At 39.2% G+C, this 18,198-nt stretch carries 22 protein-coding genes and 1 pseudogene; 18 read left to right on the top strand and 5 right to left on the bottom strand.

The genetic code is table 11. From position 1 onward, the window contains the following. Window positions 1-203: 203 nt before the first annotated feature. Together IEV41_RS16155 and IEV41_RS16150 are read right to left on the bottom strand one after the other, a co-directional pair. The gene (locus tag IEV41_RS16155) at window positions 204-635 is read right to left on the bottom strand and encodes an MFS transporter (protein ID WP_188389547.1); all 432 of its coding nucleotides are present in this window, start codon (window positions 633-635) and stop codon (window positions 204-206) included. A gap of 26 nt (window positions 636-661) precedes the next feature. Beyond that, window positions 662-889 (bottom strand): helix-turn-helix domain-containing protein, encoded by a 228-nt coding sequence (locus tag IEV41_RS16150; protein WP_188389546.1) that lies wholly within the window; start codon window positions 887-889, stop codon window positions 662-664. A gap of 312 nt (window positions 890-1,201) precedes the next feature. Between IEV41_RS16150 and IEV41_RS16145 the strand changes: the two genes are divergently transcribed. The 16 genes and pseudogenes from IEV41_RS16145 (at window position 1,202) to IEV41_RS16070 (ending at window position 13,215) form a co-directional block, all read left to right on the top strand. Next, window positions 1,202-1,570 (top strand): hypothetical protein, encoded by a 369-nt coding sequence (locus tag IEV41_RS16145; RefSeq protein WP_188389545.1) that lies wholly within the window; start codon window positions 1,202-1,204, stop codon window positions 1,568-1,570. A 102-nt stretch (window positions 1,571-1,672) separates the two neighbouring features. Continuing rightward, complete coding sequence (locus IEV41_RS16140) at window positions 1,673-1,960, top strand: hypothetical protein (RefSeq protein WP_188389544.1); 288 nt, start codon at window positions 1,673-1,675, stop codon at window positions 1,958-1,960. A 174-nt stretch (window positions 1,961-2,134) separates the two neighbouring features. Continuing rightward, window positions 2,135-3,286, top strand: coding sequence for an AimR family lysis-lysogeny pheromone receptor (locus IEV41_RS16135; protein ID WP_188389543.1), 1,152 nt, complete (start codon window positions 2,135-2,137; stop codon window positions 3,284-3,286). An 11-nt stretch (window positions 3,287-3,297) separates the two neighbouring features. Continuing rightward, window positions 3,298-3,435 carry a hypothetical protein gene (locus IEV41_RS16130; protein WP_188389542.1) on the top strand — a complete coding sequence of 46 codons (138 nt, stop codon included), beginning with the start codon at window positions 3,298-3,300 and terminating at the stop codon, window positions 3,433-3,435. Between the two features lie 160 nt (window positions 3,436-3,595). Next, entirely contained in the window at window positions 3,596-4,243 is a 648-nt protein-coding gene (locus IEV41_RS16125; protein WP_188389541.1) for a sigma-70 family RNA polymerase sigma factor, read from the top strand. A 717-nt stretch (window positions 4,244-4,960) separates the two neighbouring features. Next, a complete protein-coding gene (locus tag IEV41_RS16120) occupies window positions 4,961-6,832 on the top strand; it encodes a hypothetical protein (RefSeq protein WP_188389540.1) in 1,872 nt (623 codons plus the stop codon). Next, window positions 6,832-7,350, top strand: coding sequence for a hypothetical protein (locus tag IEV41_RS16115; protein WP_188389539.1), 519 nt, complete (start codon window positions 6,832-6,834; stop codon window positions 7,348-7,350). Before IEV41_RS16120 ends, IEV41_RS16115 begins: the two co-directional genes overlap by 1 nt. 82 nt (window positions 7,351-7,432) lie before the next feature. Continuing rightward, window positions 7,433-7,660, top strand: coding sequence for a helix-turn-helix domain-containing protein (locus tag IEV41_RS16110; RefSeq protein ID WP_188389538.1), 228 nt, complete (start codon window positions 7,433-7,435; stop codon window positions 7,658-7,660). Between the two features lie 13 nt (window positions 7,661-7,673). Next, window positions 7,674-7,925: a hypothetical protein gene (locus tag IEV41_RS16105; RefSeq protein ID WP_188389537.1), complete on the top strand. Its 252-nt coding sequence runs from the start codon at window positions 7,674-7,676 to the stop codon at window positions 7,923-7,925. Continuing rightward, entirely contained in the window at window positions 7,906-8,115 is a 210-nt protein-coding gene (locus tag IEV41_RS16100; protein ID WP_188389536.1) for a hypothetical protein, read from the top strand. The genes IEV41_RS16105 and IEV41_RS16100 overlap by 20 nt, the downstream gene beginning before the upstream one ends. 21 nt (window positions 8,116-8,136) lie before the next feature. Next, window positions 8,137-8,919, top strand: coding sequence for a hypothetical protein (locus IEV41_RS16095; protein ID WP_188389535.1), 783 nt, complete (start codon window positions 8,137-8,139; stop codon window positions 8,917-8,919). Between the two features lie 78 nt (window positions 8,920-8,997). After that, window positions 8,998-9,258, top strand: coding sequence for a hypothetical protein (locus IEV41_RS16090; protein ID WP_188389534.1), 261 nt, complete (start codon window positions 8,998-9,000; stop codon window positions 9,256-9,258). Window positions 9,259-9,439: 181 nt separating this feature from the next. Beyond that, a complete protein-coding gene (locus IEV41_RS16085) occupies window positions 9,440-11,749 on the top strand; it encodes a phage tail protein (RefSeq protein WP_188389533.1) in 2,310 nt (769 codons plus the stop codon). A 69-nt stretch (window positions 11,750-11,818) separates the two neighbouring features. Then, the gene (locus IEV41_RS16080) at window positions 11,819-12,184 is read left to right on the top strand and encodes a cysteine-rich VLP protein (RefSeq protein WP_188389532.1); all 366 of its coding nucleotides are present in this window, start codon (window positions 11,819-11,821) and stop codon (window positions 12,182-12,184) included. A gap of 386 nt (window positions 12,185-12,570) precedes the next feature. Continuing rightward, window positions 12,571-12,663, top strand: a pseudogene (locus IEV41_RS16075) (iron-sulfur cluster assembly accessory protein); the annotation flags it as partial. Between the two features lie 120 nt (window positions 12,664-12,783). After that, window positions 12,784-13,215: a VOC family protein gene (locus tag IEV41_RS16070; protein WP_188389531.1), complete on the top strand. Its 432-nt coding sequence runs from the start codon at window positions 12,784-12,786 to the stop codon at window positions 13,213-13,215. A gap of 46 nt (window positions 13,216-13,261) precedes the next feature. Here IEV41_RS16070 and IEV41_RS16065 read toward each other — a convergent pair whose 3' ends face one another. From IEV41_RS16065 to IEV41_RS16055, 3 genes are all read right to left on the bottom strand, one after another. Next, window positions 13,262-13,474 (bottom strand): DUF3955 domain-containing protein, encoded by a 213-nt coding sequence (locus IEV41_RS16065; RefSeq protein WP_188389530.1) that lies wholly within the window; start codon window positions 13,472-13,474, stop codon window positions 13,262-13,264. Between the two features lie 215 nt (window positions 13,475-13,689). After that, window positions 13,690-14,934 (bottom strand): MFS transporter, encoded by a 1,245-nt coding sequence (locus IEV41_RS16060; protein ID WP_188389529.1) that lies wholly within the window; start codon window positions 14,932-14,934, stop codon window positions 13,690-13,692. 123 nt (window positions 14,935-15,057) lie between these two features. Continuing rightward, window positions 15,058-16,041, bottom strand: a complete 984-nt coding sequence (locus IEV41_RS16055; protein WP_188389528.1) for an NAD(P)/FAD-dependent oxidoreductase — start codon at window positions 16,039-16,041, stop codon at window positions 15,058-15,060. A gap of 438 nt (window positions 16,042-16,479) precedes the next feature. On the opposite strand from IEV41_RS16055, the gene IEV41_RS16050 reads away from it, so the two are divergent. Next, window positions 16,480-17,691: an NAD(P)/FAD-dependent oxidoreductase gene (locus IEV41_RS16050; RefSeq protein WP_188389527.1), complete on the top strand. Its 1,212-nt coding sequence runs from the start codon at window positions 16,480-16,482 to the stop codon at window positions 17,689-17,691. A gap of 113 nt (window positions 17,692-17,804) precedes the next feature. Then, entirely contained in the window at window positions 17,805-18,128 is a 324-nt protein-coding gene (locus tag IEV41_RS16045; protein ID WP_188389526.1) for a YuiB family protein, read from the top strand. Window positions 18,129-18,198: the final 70 nt, after the last annotated feature.

Raw genomic sequence — 18,198 nt, 5'->3', positions numbered from 1 at the left:
CCCTGCCTGCGAAACATTTCTTCCAGGTTGAAATACCTCGACCCTAATTTTGAAGGGGGGGGCGTATTTTTAGTGAAAACCTTCGTTCTCCTGCACTTTTGGTCCGGCTATCATCAAAACGCTTTGACTTTACACTACGTAAAGGTTCAGTTTAGACCGCATGATAATAAAAAAGAACGCTGAATAAGCGTCCGTAATGTGAATTATTGGTACATCTCTCCTACTTCTTCTACTTTGCTTCGTAATAACGTTCCAATAATTGAGTGCACGATTGCTACGAGTGAAATTCCGATAAGTGTTAACTCAACAGAAGTTAATCCTAGTTTCGAAATCACGAAATAACCCGCGAATGCATGAAGGAATTCGGTAACTATTGAATCTATAATACCGATAATACCCCTGCCTTTTAACTTTTTATCTTTGTACCCAAAGACCTTTAAAATACTGTAGAAAATAAAGGTTGTGATAGGCAACATCACAGATAAAATGAATACGGATGAAATCTTCGGATATGTAATTTCGTTTGGCATCCAATCGCTCAATATCAACATAAGAAACGCTGGTAGAAAGAATGCTAAAATTAATGATAAAATCCCAAGAAATATTGCTTTAGTGTGTTTTGTTTTCTGCTTCATAAAATCTCCTAGATGTTAGTTGTTAATTAGTTTGTGTTGTCTTCGGTGTCTACTATTACTAGTAACTTGTTCATATCTCTTATGTTCAATTCATCCGCAATTTTTTCTAATACTTTTATCGGTATTTGTTTGCTTTTATTGTGATAGAGATCATGGATAGTTGCTGCCCTAACTTCGGTTGCTTCTGATAGCTCCTTCTGTGTTAATCCGCACTTATCTAACTGTTCCTTGAGTAATATTTTTACTTTTACCATTCGAACAACTCCTTTATATTTATTATAAAATAAAATACGAAAATCGTAAATTAATACTTGCTAAATACGAAAATCGTAATTATAATGAATTTATAAATACGAAAATCGTAATTGGAGGCTAGCGAGTAAGTGTGATGTTTGTACGTCGATGGCAAGGGCGTATAAGCAAGCACTTTGAAAAAGGGGTACGTGGTTTTATGGAGCTGAGATGACGGCAATCATCGTCGGTTGCATAGGTTACGGGACAAATCTCCGACTTGCTATCGAAACACCGAACGGAAACGCAATGCAAATACGAAAGGGGTAATCGAAATGGAGAGTATCGAGAAATTCCAAACGTTATTAAGCGAAGAGGATTCAACAACGTACGCAGGGTTACCGCCAGTATTAAAAGCACAATTAGCCGAAGATATCACGGATCGTAGCGTAATTCACTTTGAAGCAAGCCGTCGAGACTACGAAATGAACGGCTGGGCTCACTATGAAATTAACGTGTATATCGAAACAGATAATCATTTGTACTCGGTAAGATATAGTAGCTTCTTTAACGAAACCCAGGCGCGTGAGGTCGTACTCAAAGCGATGGTACGGTACTTTATGTGCCAAAGTGAAGGGTATCGGAAAGAAATCGGTGACTTCGCTAAAGGATTCGACGACGCATTACGGAGGGACGTACGATGAACTGGATGGAAATTCTCGGTGTTGTCTCTACTTCGATTTTAATAGCGGTAATATACGAAAAATACGCAGATTACTTGAAAAATAACTAAGGAGGGAAACGTTATGAAGCTAAAAGCAGGTGATGTATTTCAAATGGAACGTGTATTTCCTATCGACGATATTTACGATACATGTATGTTAGAGGGATGGATGATAAACGAGGAATTGTTCTTCACGGCAAACGATGATTTAATCGGTGTGTATGAGCTGAAAACGTTTCTTGAAACGAGAAACTTAGGTGAAAACTTGCTAGGGATTCACGTTTTTTCGGATAAGCCGGTTAAGGTAGAAACGGTGAGTAAATTCAAGTCTTTAGCGGAATTTCTACTGTACTATGTCAAAGCGAAGTAAAGTGTTATCATTAATTATTAGAAAATTCTATTAAATCAAACTAGAAGACGTCGTCTAATCGGAGCATATAAAGCGAAACCAAAATTAACACCGCAAAAAAGATAACGGAGGGGTGCGCAACTTTAATAGTATGCGCGTCTAAGAATATATAGCGGTAAAAAACGGGAGGAGAATATGTTAATCGCTAACAGGTTCGAAAGTATTTTAGATTCATTAAATAGCAAGATACCGAACGTTGTTATCTCGGAGAAAGTCGGCATTTCAGCAGGAACAATTACGAGGTTTTTACGGAACGGTACCGAAATGAATTTCATTAGTTTATACCGTATTTCTGAATTGCTTTCGGAATACGCAAATGAAGATTGTTCGCACTTCTTAAACGAAAGCTGCATGAACTTAGAGCGACCAGGTAACTGTAAAAAAGCGTTAGAATATCTAGCTGTCAACGGGCGGTCGCCGGAGTTAGGAAGACTACTCGATAAATTAAAAAAGACAACTAACCGTGAAATCCTAGATTGGACGGAAGCGTACAGTATTAATTTGATGTACCTAACCGATGTGCCGGAAGATGAGTTTCTACAGGCAGTTCGTGAATATAAGCCGAAACATCGAGAGACACGCCTTTTTAAACTAGTATTAGAGATTTACTACCACTTTCGCCGTAAAAACTACACAGATATCTTCGAATTGACTAAAGTAGCAAAACGAGAGTTAGAGAAGGTCGAAGATGAATTTCTACATGATTCGTATGAGTGCAGAATTAATTTACTACTTGGTTGTGCTTACTTGTACCATTTGAATAAGCCGAATGAAGCCCGAACTTTATTCCATAAGATAATTAATACGGAGTATAGCACGGGCGTAAAGGCAGGAGCGTACTACCATATAGGAATGACATTTCTATACAAAGATTTTAACTTATGCATGCATTTTATACATAAACACCGAGAAGAAATGTTAAGATTTAATCGAATAGAACAGATTAACAAGGTTGACTTCCAAGACTTCCCGTTCATTGCGAACGTTTGGGACAAACCTTTTACAATAAATAAGAAAACAGATTTAGCCGAGGTAGCTCACTATGAAGCTAAACACGGGAACAGAGAACTAGCTAAGAATATCCTTGTTAACTTAATTCAAGAGAAAGGGGGGAGTGGCTTCCAGTATTATTACCTAGCGCTAGCCGAAAACGATGATAACTTAATGTTAAAGTCGCTTACAGTTTTCCTTAAAGGGGGAAGCAGGTTCTTTGCTCGACTAGCTTACGAACATCTACAGAAAAGTCCACTATTGAAAGATGCAAGTAAAATATTATTCGAAATGTAGGGGGAAACAAAATGAAAAAGATATTATCTATACTAGCTCTTTGTGCAGCATTATTCGGAGCTACTAGTACTACACAAGCAAGTGAGACAACAAATAAAGAAATGTTAAGAATGTATGATCCAGGCGGAGGAACAGTAAATCGTAACTAATTAAGTACCGAGGGGTGGCGAAAGCTACTCCTTTTTTATTTGTCCTTTGATTGCATAAAATGTAAATTTATTAAAATGCTCAATTTTCTAATTATTTACACATTTAGATGATAATGTATGAATATGTTAATAAGTTATTGTCAAAAGGGAGAGATAAACATTGAGTATTGAAGAAATAAAGAACATCGAAAAAGTAGCGAAGGATTACATTTCTACAAGGGACGAAAATCTATTTGCGGAGTTGTACAAGCTCTTACGAAGGGTGTGTCGAAATAGGTTATTGTATTGGAGCGATACCACTTACTTGGCAAATGAACATGATATAACGGCAGTATTCGATGATACCTTATATAAAACACTAGAGAGTTTTACCGAAGGTCATTTTGTACGCTATTTTGCAGTTGCGTTGAAGCGGAATTTCTTCGGTTTGTTACGGAAGCTAAAAACACGACGTACCTACGAAATGTACGAATCGGTTTGGACAGGAGCCGATATTGAGGACGCTGCCACGTTCGATATTATCGCTGACGACTACAATTTAGAAGAAGAAGTTATGAAAACGAAAAAAGCCGATCAACGGAAGTTAATCGACTCTCTTATCGGTCATGGACAGACCTTAGACGCAGAGACGACTGCCATCGTCAAAGCGTTCCTTTCGTATGAAGGTAAACGATTGACTGCGAATGCCATCGCGAATCAATTAGGAATACATCATACGGCCGTATTACGCAAGCTCAAACGCCTTGCCAAGCGTTACGATGAGCAACAATTCGGTGACTACCAAGATTATTTACTACTTGCGCAATAAGTTTGTCTTAATTATAACGTAATGAACTTGTATAGACTACCGAAATTAATCGACAAGCCTGCGCGAAAGTGACGTAAGACTCGTTTTATTAACTGAGAAGTGTGTAATTCCACGTGTTTTCGCGTCATTAATAGTGAGGGGTTACGCAACTTTGCGGAGATTCAATATCGTCGAAGATAAAAAAATAAAAAAACATACGATAAGTCGCGCGATTTTGCGAGTCGCCACGTCCTATAAGATAGGGGATCAAAAAAATCTACAATGCGTTGTGTATTTGTCTGAGGTTTCGCATTATATACAAAGTAGGAGATAAAAAAGTTTACTCTAGACTGCGCGACTTGCTATCCTCACGCATCATATATAGTAGGGGTTATTTTATTCTCTTAGTAAGAATTTGAGTTATTTTGTGTAGTTGAGAGTATAAAAAACAGTTTAAACTCATTAATCGGCGCGGAGTAAAACAAAAGTGTAGAAAAGAATATTAAATAACTATAACGATTACACACTTTTTAAAAACGTGACCAAACTAAACCCTTGCGCCTATCGTTTCGCTACGCTTCACTCGGCGCCGTCTATATCTTTAATTCTATTATCGGTGATACTTTACTCCGATTATATAGATAAGTAATAAGAGATGGCGACGAACGAAGTGAAGGCGCAGGGTCTTTGTTTTACTCCGTGCTAGTTTATAAATTTACGAAAAGGAGAGATAAATCATTGAATACGTTTAACGAAACGAAGACCTTATTTAACTTTTCGCCTATAAGTGAGGCGGATATTGAGACGGCAGAATTACTTCATGGTTGGGTTAATGAGCTACAGGTATACGGAGCAAAACCGAAAGCCCAAGACATTACCTTTGCACACAACATATTCGAAGTATGGAAGCGGCCCGAAGTGTTGGATCGTCCGGCAATCGTAGCAGCACCGCCCGGCTTCGGTAAGTCGACTATGTTATCGATATTCCTTCGTTACATGGTACGTACTTATCCGGATACATTCGGAGCTATCATCGTTAAAGAACGCCTTGACGACATAGAGAGACTAGCGACTTACATTAATCATGACTCCACCAATTATGCGCGGTTGGTACGCCGAAATAACTACGCTTATTCTATTCGAGGCTTCGACGACTCTATTATGACGCGAGAGCATTATGAGGAACAATTTACAACACAAGCAAACTATAACGTCGTTATCATGACGACTAAACAATTTGAGTTGCAAGTGTTAAAGGATAACTTAAATACATTTGCTTCGTTCAGGGACGGAGGGGAAAATAGACGCCCAAGACGTACGTTAATTATCGATGAGAAGCCGAGTTTAACCGTACCTTATCAACTAACTTCGAGGGAATTAAATGAGCTAGTCGACGATATACGAGCGTGTAGCTATAGGTCTAGCGGTAGGATAAAACGGTACTACGAAAAAGCCCGCCAATTAATCAATAAGCTACGGGATCAAATAGAAGCGACTGACGTTGTCGAGCGCGATCGTATTACTCCAGTCGAGCGTCATTACGTACTCCCCCGCGAATTATTACGCCATTTCGCAGGCGTACATAGTATCGAAAAGCTCACTAGATTACGAGCGTTTGAATACGTAACTAGATGCGGGGGGTTGATCTCTGTACGAAGTGGAATAGTTAACATCCAAGCTACCCGTAAGATGCACTACGAGTGGACACAGTTTAATAGTTTCGTCTTAGACGGAACGGGGCGGATTGATCCCGAATATGCAGGCGATGACTTTTATTTAATGGAACCAATCGAAAAGCCGGACTACTCAAACGTAACTTTCCACGTATGTAAGGATTTTAACTTATCAAAGGCAAGCATAGAAAGCGACCTTCACGCCCTAGATACGATTACCGATGAATGTAAGCAAATCGCAGAGAAGCACGAAGGACAAGTCTTAATTGTCACGTATCAGCAGTACAAAAAAGAGCTAGAATATCGATTAGATGATGAAATCCGAGCAGGGAAGATACGTATAAAACACTTTGACGGCGGGCGAGGTTCCAACGAGTATACAACGGCTAACACGGCTATTTATATCGGGAACTTACACAAAGGAGAGCTATATTATCCATCGAAGGCACAGGCGACCGTAGGGGACAGGCTAGGCGTTGAGTTGTCGCCGAGATATGAAGTGAATAGAAACGGTTTGTTCTTTAAAGACCCCATAGTCGAGGCTTATAAAAAGCTAGATATGGCAGTAAATACGATTCAAGAGACGAACAGGTTAAGGGCTAATCAAAAGGACGAAGAAGTCAATTTCTACGTCTTCAATAAGGACGACGATATGATTAAACACATAACAGACTCGTATGAAGGATGCGGGGTCATTCCGTATAGAACTAGCCAAAAGTTAACGGGTAAGAAGACGGCAGCGGATACTATAATCGACTTCTTTAGAGAGATGGAGACAGGCGCTACAGTTAAACAATCGTATATCTATCAGTCTCTTGAGTTAGAAAGAAGTACATTTAATAAAGCAGTTCAAACTGAACGAGTTCAAGGCGTTATGAAGGAGTTAGGCATTAGTAAGATGACCCCAGGAGCGAAATTCGTAAGGGAGGCGGTTTGATGGGAACTATGCCACGTGGCATAAATTACCGACATCCAGGCGAAGGGGCTATCGAGTTTGCTATGCAGTATATGGAGGGACTAACGAGGGCAAACGCACTCCCCGTAATTCAGTCATTAATGAAAGGTAACTTACACGACCGAACGGATAAACGTATAAAAAGGTGTGTGTACTGCGGTTATTACTTTCGAGACAAGACTAAACCCAACAACAGTAAGAATTGCGGGCAGGGTTGTAAGACCGATTGGGACACAATGCAGCGAGCGAAGAAACGTGCGGATACGGCGTTATTAAAGCCGAAGAAGCCTAAAAAAAGTGATTTCGGACATGCGTGGATGCTTGAATACCCATTTTATTCGCCGGAAGAAGCAATGTTTCGTTGGAAATGGAGATATGAAGTGCCTAAGGCTCATTATAAGTTGGAAGAGATTCAAGGAGCAAGATATAGATGTGAAATGATGGGGGGGAGACGGAAACCTAAACGAATAGTGCCGTACTCCGGCAGTGAGCCTCAATAAATTTAGCCACAGTAGATTTTATATATAGGGAGAGACAAACACCTTATTTTTTAAGGTGAAAGTAAGAAAAGGAGGTAAAACGATGGAAAATGAGTTATTCCGTGCAGTTCGACTATATAAAGAAATGACCCAACATGAATTTGCAAAGTATTTAGAGGTTTCTCACGGTACAATTGGACGAATTGAACAAGGTAGTTTGAAAGTTACTCCCAATGTGAAGGCAAAGTTAATTAGTAAATTTGAGCTTACGGACGCCTTTTTCGATTTCTTCGAGAACTACAAGAGACTATCACAATTATGTCTTAACTAGAAGGAGTGGTTGAGTGAGAGAAGCGGTAGCAATAATACATCTACGAAGCGACGTTAAAGTAGGGCTAGTCGTATGTTGGCAAGTAGTAGATACGGAGACAGGCGTAATCATTAGAGATTACGCTTATTCGCGTTACAACTACGAAATCATTAAGTCTGTAGCCGATGTGATGCAACAAGTAATGACGGTTTGCCGAGAGTTTGATTTGAAATTAGTAGACATACAAGTGAAGCGAGGTGTTACGTATGCAGACAGAGAAAGTTGAGTTGTACCGTGAGGAAGTCAACGTTTATTACGGTAACTACGGTACAGTACCGGAGAAAGAAATAATGATTCATTACAACGACGGATCGTACGAATTTGTGGAGCCAACCGTTGAATGCGACGAAGACGACGCAGAATACGAAGATGGATATAAAGAGTCAGATGACGAGGATGAAGAGTTTCTATATTAAAAATAACGGAGGGAATTATTCATGAAACAATACAAAGATATTTATATGTTAGAGAACGGAACGGTCGACGGAAGCTATAGATACGCAGGGCACATATACTTGGTAGCGGAACACGCAGCGGACGAAATTGTTAATGAAAAGAAGGCTCTTTTCCCGTTTGATACTGGATTAATGCAAATGAGAACACAAGCGGATCAGCTTTACTCACAATTCCAGGAAGAAGAATCTGTAATTAAAAAGAATGTACGTCTAACTGACGTTGCTAAGAAGGATGATATTCGAGAGCTTACTGAGAAATTCGATAAGGACTTCGCAGATTTACAAAAACGTTATAAAGAAACTCTTGAGTCGCGTTTAGAACTGGCGAAGAAAGAAGAGAGTCTAGTAAATCTTAAATCTAAGCCTCAATTTGATGCCGAGACCATTAGACAGGAAGCGGGAATAATTGTTACCGAAGTAATTATGGGAACTAGCCTATCCGAGACTGTTTCTTATTTAGAAGGAAAACTTGAAAATATGGATCGTGAGTTAGCACGTGAGCTATTATCTCATTTTCCGACGATTAAAGAAGCAATTGAGAAAAGCATTGCAAAAACGCCTTCAGCTCATATAAAAGGGGTAGGAAAAGTTCGAGGTCTATATGAGAAGTTAAAAGCCGCATCAATCGGAGAAGCAGAAGCGAAGGTAAATTCGAAAGTCGGAATATACACGGCTATCTTACAACAATCGGGAGATTTATTATGGCAATGGAGACGTAAAAAGTTATTGCAGGAAGGAACATTCAGAAGAAGTGTTCTTGGTTAAGAAATAGAAAAATTGAGTTTTAAGGAGTCGCTAATTGCGGCTCTTTTTTATTTTAATAGACAACTGGAGGGAAACGAAATGAACAAAAACATGAACAAATTAGCGAAAGTAATGGATAAGATTGCGAAACATCCGAAAACTGATGCAGCAGGACTATCCGAATTATTACTTGAAGCGATGCCATTAATCACGGCAGAAATTAAGGTCATTGAGCGAGGTTACTCACAAGCAGATGAAATCAAAGAGATGCGTACGTTTTTAGCGAAGGAACATCGCTTAATAAAGTACGATATGTCACGTACTACTGAGCGTAAGAAACGTGGTGGTAATCGTGGATGAGCGTATCCAGGTCGAAATATCTGCTGAAATAGATAGACTAATAGGCCCTCTGAAAAAGGCGTCAAAAGCCTTAGATGATTTTCACGATAACGTTAAGAAGTCTATACCTAAACCCGACACAGACAACTTTAAGGACGGTATCCAGGAGGCAGTTAGCGCAGCGAAACAAATGGAAAAAGATATGAGCAACCTACGACTAGGTATCGCTTCCGCCTTTGCACCGTCTGCTATTTCCGGGGCAGGCGCTTTATCGGTTGGACTAGGAGCCGTAGCAGCTTCGGCAGTAGCGGCGGGTAGTGGTTTAGCATTACTAGCAACTGTTGCCATTCCTGTTTTCGGTGATTTAGCCGACGGGTACAAAGAAGTCACAAAAGCAGAAGAAGCGTATGCCAACGCAGACACTGCGAAGGAGAAGGCCAAAGCATTACAGGAGCTCGAAAAGGCGTACGCGGGAATGTCGGAAGCTCAACGAACGACCACGAAAGAGATGAAGGCGTTTGGAGAATGGTACAGTGGATTCGCTAAACAATTTGAAACGCCTATCCTAGAAACATTCGTCAAGTCGATGCACAGTGCGCGAGGTTTGCTCACTAGTTTCGAAGGCACAATCGGCGGATTAATCCAGGGTGTAGGGGAGTTATTCGACGCATTTAACGCCAACCTCCAAGCACCCGACGTTCTCGACTTCTTCGAATTTATGGACGTATACGCCTCCGATTCGTTAGTTGCTTTAGGCAAAACGTTCGGAAATGTATTTATGGGTATTATGAACACACTAGCGGCATTTTCTCCTGTTCTCGATACCATAAACGGCGGGTTAGTATCGTCTTCGCAGTCCTTCCGGGATTGGTCAGCTGGTTTAGAGAAAAGCGAAGGTATGAAGGCTTTCCTCGATTACGGTATGACGAACCTACCTAAATTCATGAATATACTTGGCGGATTAGGTAGCGTATTTGTGTCAGTTGTCCAAACGTTAGCACCTTTAGGCGCCGCAATGTTGACGGTAGGCAGTGCGATAGTTGACGTATTTAAAAGCGTAAACCAAGCGATACCAGGCTTCGATAAGTTAGCGGTGGCAATAGGTGGTATGGCCGCAGCATGGTATCTATTACCGGCTAATGCTTTACGTATGTGGGCGGTAGCTCTTACGGGAATAGCAACCCTAGCACCACATATCGCCAAGGCCTTCCAAGAAAACGGTACGCAAGGATTTAGCGAAGCAATAACTAACATCGTATCGAGTATTAATACGTTCTTTACGGAACAGTTACCGACGTTGATTCCGCAAGGGCTTGCGATGGTAATGACGATTATTCAAGGTATTGGAGAGGCACTACCTCACATCATTAACGGGGCGATTCAGATTATAGGCGCCTTAGCAAACGGCATCGTACAGAATTTACCGATGATCCTGGAAGCTGCGTTAACAATTGTCCTTGGGCTTACTAATGCAATCTTAACGAGTTTACCGCAGATTATTGAGACGGCGACTACAGTAATGCGTAGCTTTATCGATGGTTTGGTGGGAAAACTACCGGAAATCATAAACGTGGTTATCGAAATGGTGACGATGTTTATTAATACGTTGTCTGAGAATTTACCGTTAATACTCGATGCAGGCGTTGAAATGCTTATGCAGATTGTTGACGGAATCGTAGATAGTCTTCCTCAGTTAGTTGACGGGGCTATTCAAATTGTAGATTCTCTACTTAAAACGTTAATGGACAACCTACCAGGCATACTATCGATGGGTGTTAAGATTCTCCTTAAAATCGTTGATGGTATCGTACAAAATCTTCCTAAGATAGTAGAGTCGGCGGGTAAATTAATCACAACCTTAATTCGCAGGTTATCCGATTCGTTGCCGGAACTCCTTTCGATGGCGGGCGAGATGATCGGTGAACTTATCGTAGGTTGGATTGACATGTTACCGGACGTTTGGATTGCTATAGGTAAGATTGCTACATCGGTTATCAAAACCATTAGCGAAATTGATTTGTTCGATATCGGCGTAGATATTATCGAAGGTCTGATTCGAGGGCTTGGTTCGATGGCGGGTAAATTATTGAAGAAAGCGGGCAGTATGGCGTCGGATGTACTCGGTAAATTTACAGGCATCTTCAAAATCTTCTCCCCATCTCGCGTAATGCGTGACTTAGTCGGTAAGAACATCGTTATAGGTATGATTAAAGGTATCGATACGATGAAAGGCGACTTAATGCGTACGACGGAAGAATTAGCAGGGATTATGTCACCGGAAAGACTGAACGCTAGCTTAGACGTGAACTCCAATATAGGCATAGCACAGTCGTCAGTACGAGATATGAGAGTAATAGATTCGCACGGTGGTAGCACATATCAACCGCAGCAATCTATAACGCAGTATGTAACGGTAGAGGTATCAGAACAAGAAAGTGCATCGACCATATTACGAAAGACGAGACAGACCATGCAGGACATGGCGTTAGGTCGAATGGGCGGAGCTTATTGATGGCATTAGGAACGGTTATCTTAGCGGGTATCCGTTCTTTTTATTTTACAAACGAAAGGGAGCAAGATAATGCGTACAGAAACGAAGGTAAAACAGTTAATCCGCGCTACATGTGCCGGTTATACAACAAAAGGGGGCAACTGCTTATATAAAGGAAGTTGTCCGTTCTTTAATGAGCAGGAGTATCGTGATAAAACGATCCCATTCGAAAGTAAACGATGTAGTTATTTCGAAACACACGTATTACCAGGTGACACCGAGTTACACGCGATTTACTTCAACGATAATACGCAGAGTGGAAAGGTGTGTGTGGAGTGTAGTGGTCATTTCATCACTACCGGTAATCGGGCGAAATATTGTGATGGATGTCGGGAGAGGGTACGGAAGAGACAGATAAAAGAATCCGTACGTAATTACCGAAAGAGGACAGGTTAATAAGGAGTAGTTTGTAATACGATAGGGCGTATAGAATCGTATTTAAACGGCTATTCCTTCGATTGTAGCCTGCTAATTACAACCTCTATATAATTAGTCGACTATTAGTATTCTAACGGGTAAAAGTATTACCTATTGTATTACGTTAAATGGCGGGTCTTCCTTAATCGGGAGACTCGCCTTTTTTTGTTTATATGTGGATAAAATCGAAAACTTACTCACAAAAACGCTTGTACATACGTGAAAGTTTGGGTAAAATGTGGATAACGAGGTACATCGTTGAGGATAAGTGGTGTACACAATCATATTGAACGGAAACAACCCAGCAAAAGTGGGGGAAACACTGATACTACTGCGTTTTAGTCTAACGTAAACTGACCGTGTAATTTACAATTGATAATCCAAATGCGATTGCATCATGTGGGTGTGGATCGTCATTCCGTACGGCAACAAACGCCGGTAAGCCAGAAGAGTGTTAAGCTATTAAGAGAATGCCGCTATGATAGTAGTTATCATAGCGGCATTTTTTATAAGAAAAAGGAACAAGGAAGCATAGTGTCGAATTTCCTCTTGGTATCGAAGAGAATGGAGGAATAATTATGATTTTACAACGAATTAGCTTAGTAACAATTGGTGCATACAATTTACCTGAGCTTCGAAAGTTCTATCAATCTTTAGGCTGGAAAGAAACAGAATTTAGTTCAGATAAGTATGCAGCATTTAAGACAGCAGGTATTATGTTAACGTTATTTCCGATTGAAGAGTTAGCGAAAGATGCTGGTGTGCCGCTTGCACAAGATAAAGAAACATTCCGTGGTGTCACGTTTGCTATTAATGTAGACAAGATAGAACAAGTAGACATGATAATTGAAGAGGTTCGTCAAGGTGGCGGGAAAATCTTACGTGAACCAAGTGATGCATTTTGGGGTGGGCGTACTTCTTACTTCGCTGATTTAGAAAATAATCTATGGGAAGTAGCGTGGAATCCAGATTCTATCTTTGATGAAAGAGGCGCGATGCTCGCATTTTAACGAAGAAAGTCCCTTTAACTTTTTCAAGTTAAAGGGACTTTCTTCGTTATTGTTTTACTGTTTTCATGAATGATGTAATACCAATTAATATAGCTGAAACAATACTAATTGCGAGGAATAAGTAACCAATAGGTAGTAAGAAGAATGGTTCGACAAGTGTACCATCTGGAGCTACTTCGGAACCAATGAGTTGAAAGCTAATCATACAAGCAATTGTAAGAAGTAGTGGAATACCGATAAATAAATATTTTTTCTTCATGTTAAAACCTCCGATAGTAGAGTGAATTATTTAGTCTGTCAAAAAATAGTTAGTTTAAAAAACGTGATGCTTCATCACATACTTTGTAAAGTAGTATGTTTGTATAATACATAATTATTTATTGTTTTTCAATATATAATTATTAAAAAGGAATATAAAAAATGTTTGGTAAAACTAAAAAAGTACCTCTCTGTATTGTTCAGAGAGGTACTTTTTTAGTTGAAATTCCGTACTGCGGGAATGCTTATGTATGCATATAGTGCAAATAGGATAACGAAAATAGCTCCAGTAGCTAAAATATACTGAATGCCAATTCCTGTGTATAAAACGATAGAGGTAAGCCCATATGACACCGGGATAAGCCCCATGGAAGAAAGCATCATTAAGCTCATGACGCGTCCCATCATGTTCTCACTTACAATCATTTGTAAGATTGCCATCATTGGAATAGCCGCAGCGGCGACGGATATACCAAATAATACTCCCATTCCTAAGGACATCCATAGTGTACTTGTAAAGCTTAACGCGAAGAAAAACGCTCCGGCTAGTAGTAACATGGTGAGACAGAATATACCACGCTTTTTCTTGAGTCGTAAGAGAACTACGCCAATCGCGCCAATTGCCATCCCAACCGCAACTGAACTTTCTAAATAACTGAATGTAACAGAATCTCCGTTTAAGACATTTTTCGCAAAAAGTGGAAAGCCGATTTGCATCGGACCAATTAAGAATAAATTAATGAACACGCTACAAAATAATAACGCAGAGATGAAAGGTGATTCCTTGACATATAGGATTCCTTCTTTAATGGATGTGAGCATACTTGTTTCTTTATCAGATGTGATTTCTTTCTTCGGTAATTTCATGAAAAAAATACAAATAGCTGATAGTAGAAGAAGAATTGCCGACATCGTGAATACTGTTTCATATGTACCAAGTTTAATCATAAATCCAGCAATAATTGGACCGATAATTAAGCTCGACTGATTTGTCATTTGTGTGATTGAATTTGCTTCTGTTAGCTGATCTTTTCGAATAATTTCTGGAAGGATAGACCCGTCTGCTGACCAGAAGAAAGCATCTAATATCCCGAACATAATGCCAAAAAGGGTGAATGTAAGAAGAGATAAGGTATGCTGTTGAAGCAATAGAATTAATCCAAGCACTAATAACATACGAAAAATATTGGATGTAACCATAATGCGGTTTTTTGGGAATTTATCTGCGAGTGCCCCGCCAACAATCATAAGTAATAGACGTGGGACACTTGTCGCAACTAATACAATGCCAAGTGATGCCTCTAAGTTTAATGTTTTGACGATGTACCATGTTTGAGAAAACGTGAAAAAAGAAATGGCAATCCCTGATAAGAGAGCACCTAACCATAAAAATAAGAAGTTTTGGTTTTTTAAAATAGAAGCTTTTTCTATTTTTAATGTATTGTCGTACGAATTTTGCATATGTAATCCTCTCTTTATCGAAATAGGCCAAAGAGTGATAGAACTCTTTCATTTGTGCAACAAAAAAAGTGCGATAAGAATATTATCACACTTTTTAAACGTTTAATCAATTTTTGTTCTATTTTAGAACATGCTTGAGCTATGCATCGGTTGAAGCTTTGCTTTTGGATCGATATGTGCTTTTGCATTGTTTACGGCTGTTGGTGCCTCACCGAATCCACATGCAATTAACTTTACTTTGCCTTCATATGTACAAATATCACCAGCAGCATAAATACCAGGGATGTTTGTTTCCATTTTTGAATTAACTAAGATGGAGTTCTTTTGGATTTCTAATCCCCAATCTTTAATCGGTCCTAATGAAGAAACGAAACCGTAGTTTACGATTACATCGTCTACGTCGATTGTTTCTTGTGTACCTGTACCTACTTCTTCAATGACAACTTGTGTAATGTTGCCTTCACCAATAAGTGCATGAGGTACGTAAGGTGTTTTAATTTCTATTTTTGAATTTAATAACGTCTCAACAGAATGTTCGTGCGCACGGAATTTGTCACGACGGTGAATGATTGTTACTTTTTCTGCGATTGGCTCTAACATTAATGCCCAGTCTACAGCAGAGTCCCCGCCACCGAACACAACGACTTTCTTGCCCGCGAATTTGTTCATATCATCTACAAAGTAGTGAAGGTTTGCTTTCTCATATTGAATAGCATTATCAAGCTCAAGACGACGAGGTTGGAATGCCCCGTTTCCAGCTGTAATAATAACTGATTTAGAATAGTGTGTTTGTTGATTTGTTGTTAATTTGAATGTGCCATCTTCTAATTTTTCAATTGTACTTACAGATTCTTCAAGGCAAATAGTAGGTTCGAACTTTTTCATTTGTTCTTTTAAATTATCTACTAGTTCTTGTGCACGTACTTTTGGAAATCCTGCAACATCATAAATGTATTTTTCTGGATATAATGCAGAAAGTTGTCCACCAAGTTGTGGCAAGCTCTCGATAATTTTCACAGATGCTTGTCTCATGCCACCATAGAAAGCAGTAAATAGACCTGTTGGTCCACCGCCGATAATTGTAATATCATAAACCTTCTCTTGCATATATATACCCTCCCTAAATTATGTAAGCATTTTCTACATGTAAATCATATCATAAGTTACAGGAAATAGCTTTGCAAAAAGGCGTGACTTTTCATAAAATTTCCTAGCATACAGCAAGGATCCATCGCTCACACTATAAAAAAGATATAAGGAAGATTTTCATCTATTATGAGGGGTTATTATCGTATAATTCATTTGCACAGTATAGATAGTGTTTTTGTTGGAATTATCTATATTTTTCTAGAATGCAGATAATAGAGAAACTACTTGAAATATTAAGGGAAAATGACTAATATGTAATATAGAACTTGTTAATTTTTTGTGACAATTTTGTACGATTGCGTAATGTATGTATGTTAAACATAGGTCGATAGTCTTTCAGTGACTTCTTATGTTTATAATTTCACAATCTTTATTAATTTAAAAAAAGGTGGTTGTATGACGGTGAATAAGCCAAAAGTCGTTATTTTAGGTGCAGGATATGCAGGACTAAAAACAGCAGTAGATTTACAAAAGAAGTTAGGAATAAATGAAGCAGCAATTACATTAGTAAATAAGAACAGCTATCATTATGAGTCAACTTGGTTACATGAAGCAGCAGCTGGTACATTACACCATGACAAAATGTGTGTAGATATCAAGAGTCTTCTTAACTCAAAAGTAACGTTTGTTCAAGATACAGTAACTGATATCAAAAAAGACGAGCAAAAAGTCATCCTAGAGAACGGTGAATTAGAATATGACTACTTAGTTGTATCGTTAGGATTTGAATCAGAAACTTTTGGAATCAAAGGTTTAAAAGAGCATGCCTTCTCAATTGCTAACATTAACGCATGCCGCGAAATTCGTGAGCACATGGAGTACATGTTCTCTAAATACCGCACAGAGCAACGCGATGAGTTATTAACAATCGTTGTTGGTGGTGCTGGATTCACAGGTATCGAATTCTTAGGTGAATTAGGAAATCGTATTCCACAATTATGTGAAGAGTATGCAGTACCTCGTGAGAAAGTACGTTTAATCTGTGTAGAGGCTGCACCAATGGTATTACCAGGATTCGATTCTGATTTAGTGGAATATGCAGTAGCTCACTTAGAGAAAAAAGGCGTAGAATTCAAAATCGGTACAGCAATTAAAGAATGTACACCAGAAGGTATCGTTGTAGCAAAAGGTGAAGAAGTAGAAGAAATTAAAGCAGCTACAGTTGTATGGGCAGCAGGCGTACGCGGTAGCTCATTAGTAGAAAAAGCTGGATTCAATGCAGTTCGTGGCCGTGTGATGGTAACGGGTGACTTACGCTTACCAGAAGATGACAAAGTCTTCATTATCGGTGACTGTGCAGCAATCATGAACCCAGAGAACGACCGTCCATATCCACCAACAGCACAAATCGCGCTTCAAGAAGCAGAAGTATGTGCGAAGAACGTAGCAGTATTAGTTCGTGGTAAAGGTGAAATGACTGAGTTCAAGTTCGACAACAAAGGTACAGTATGTTCATTAGGTCATGACGATGCAATGGGTGTTGTATTCGGTAAGAAGATCTATGGCTGGAAAGCTTCATTCATGAAGAAAGTTATCGACAACCGTAGCTTATTCTTATTAGGCGGCGCTGGCTTAGTAATGAAAAAAGGTAAATTCAAGGTATTCTAATTTAAATATGATAAAAGCAAGCTTCTTTCTTAGAAGCTTGCTTTTTATTTGACGTTTCTTTCCTAAATTTCGTACACTTAGGGAGTAGTAAGGGGAAAAAGGGGTTGGTTATAATGACAATGAGCATACCAGTCGTGATTTTATCAATGGTATTGTTTTTTGTGTTGTTTTTTGGAATTGGTTTTCTATTAAATATGTTATTACGAGCAACGTGGGTAATGGTTATTATTTATCCGATTGTAGCTCTTCTTTTTATTAGTACAGTCGAGTTAAGTAATTATTTCACAAATCCATCTGATTCCTTTGTGGAATTGAAGCAAACGCTAGTTGGACTTGCCTCAGCTGATATTATAATTTTGGCAGCTGGTATGGGTGGTGCAATTGTATCGGGTATCGTTATTCGTATGTTGCGAAATCGAGGTTATCAAATGTTTTAGACTCTCTTTCATGAAAGAGAGTCTTTTTGTGTATAAAATAAACTCCTTTTGTTCACATTAATGGTGGATA

This window comes from Priestia taiwanensis (assembly GCF_014638355.1).
In the GTDB taxonomy this organism is placed as follows: Bacteria; Bacillota; Bacilli; order Bacillales; family Bacillaceae_G; genus Priestia_D; species Priestia_D taiwanensis.
This window is presented reverse-complemented; position numbering and strand designations above follow the sequence as displayed.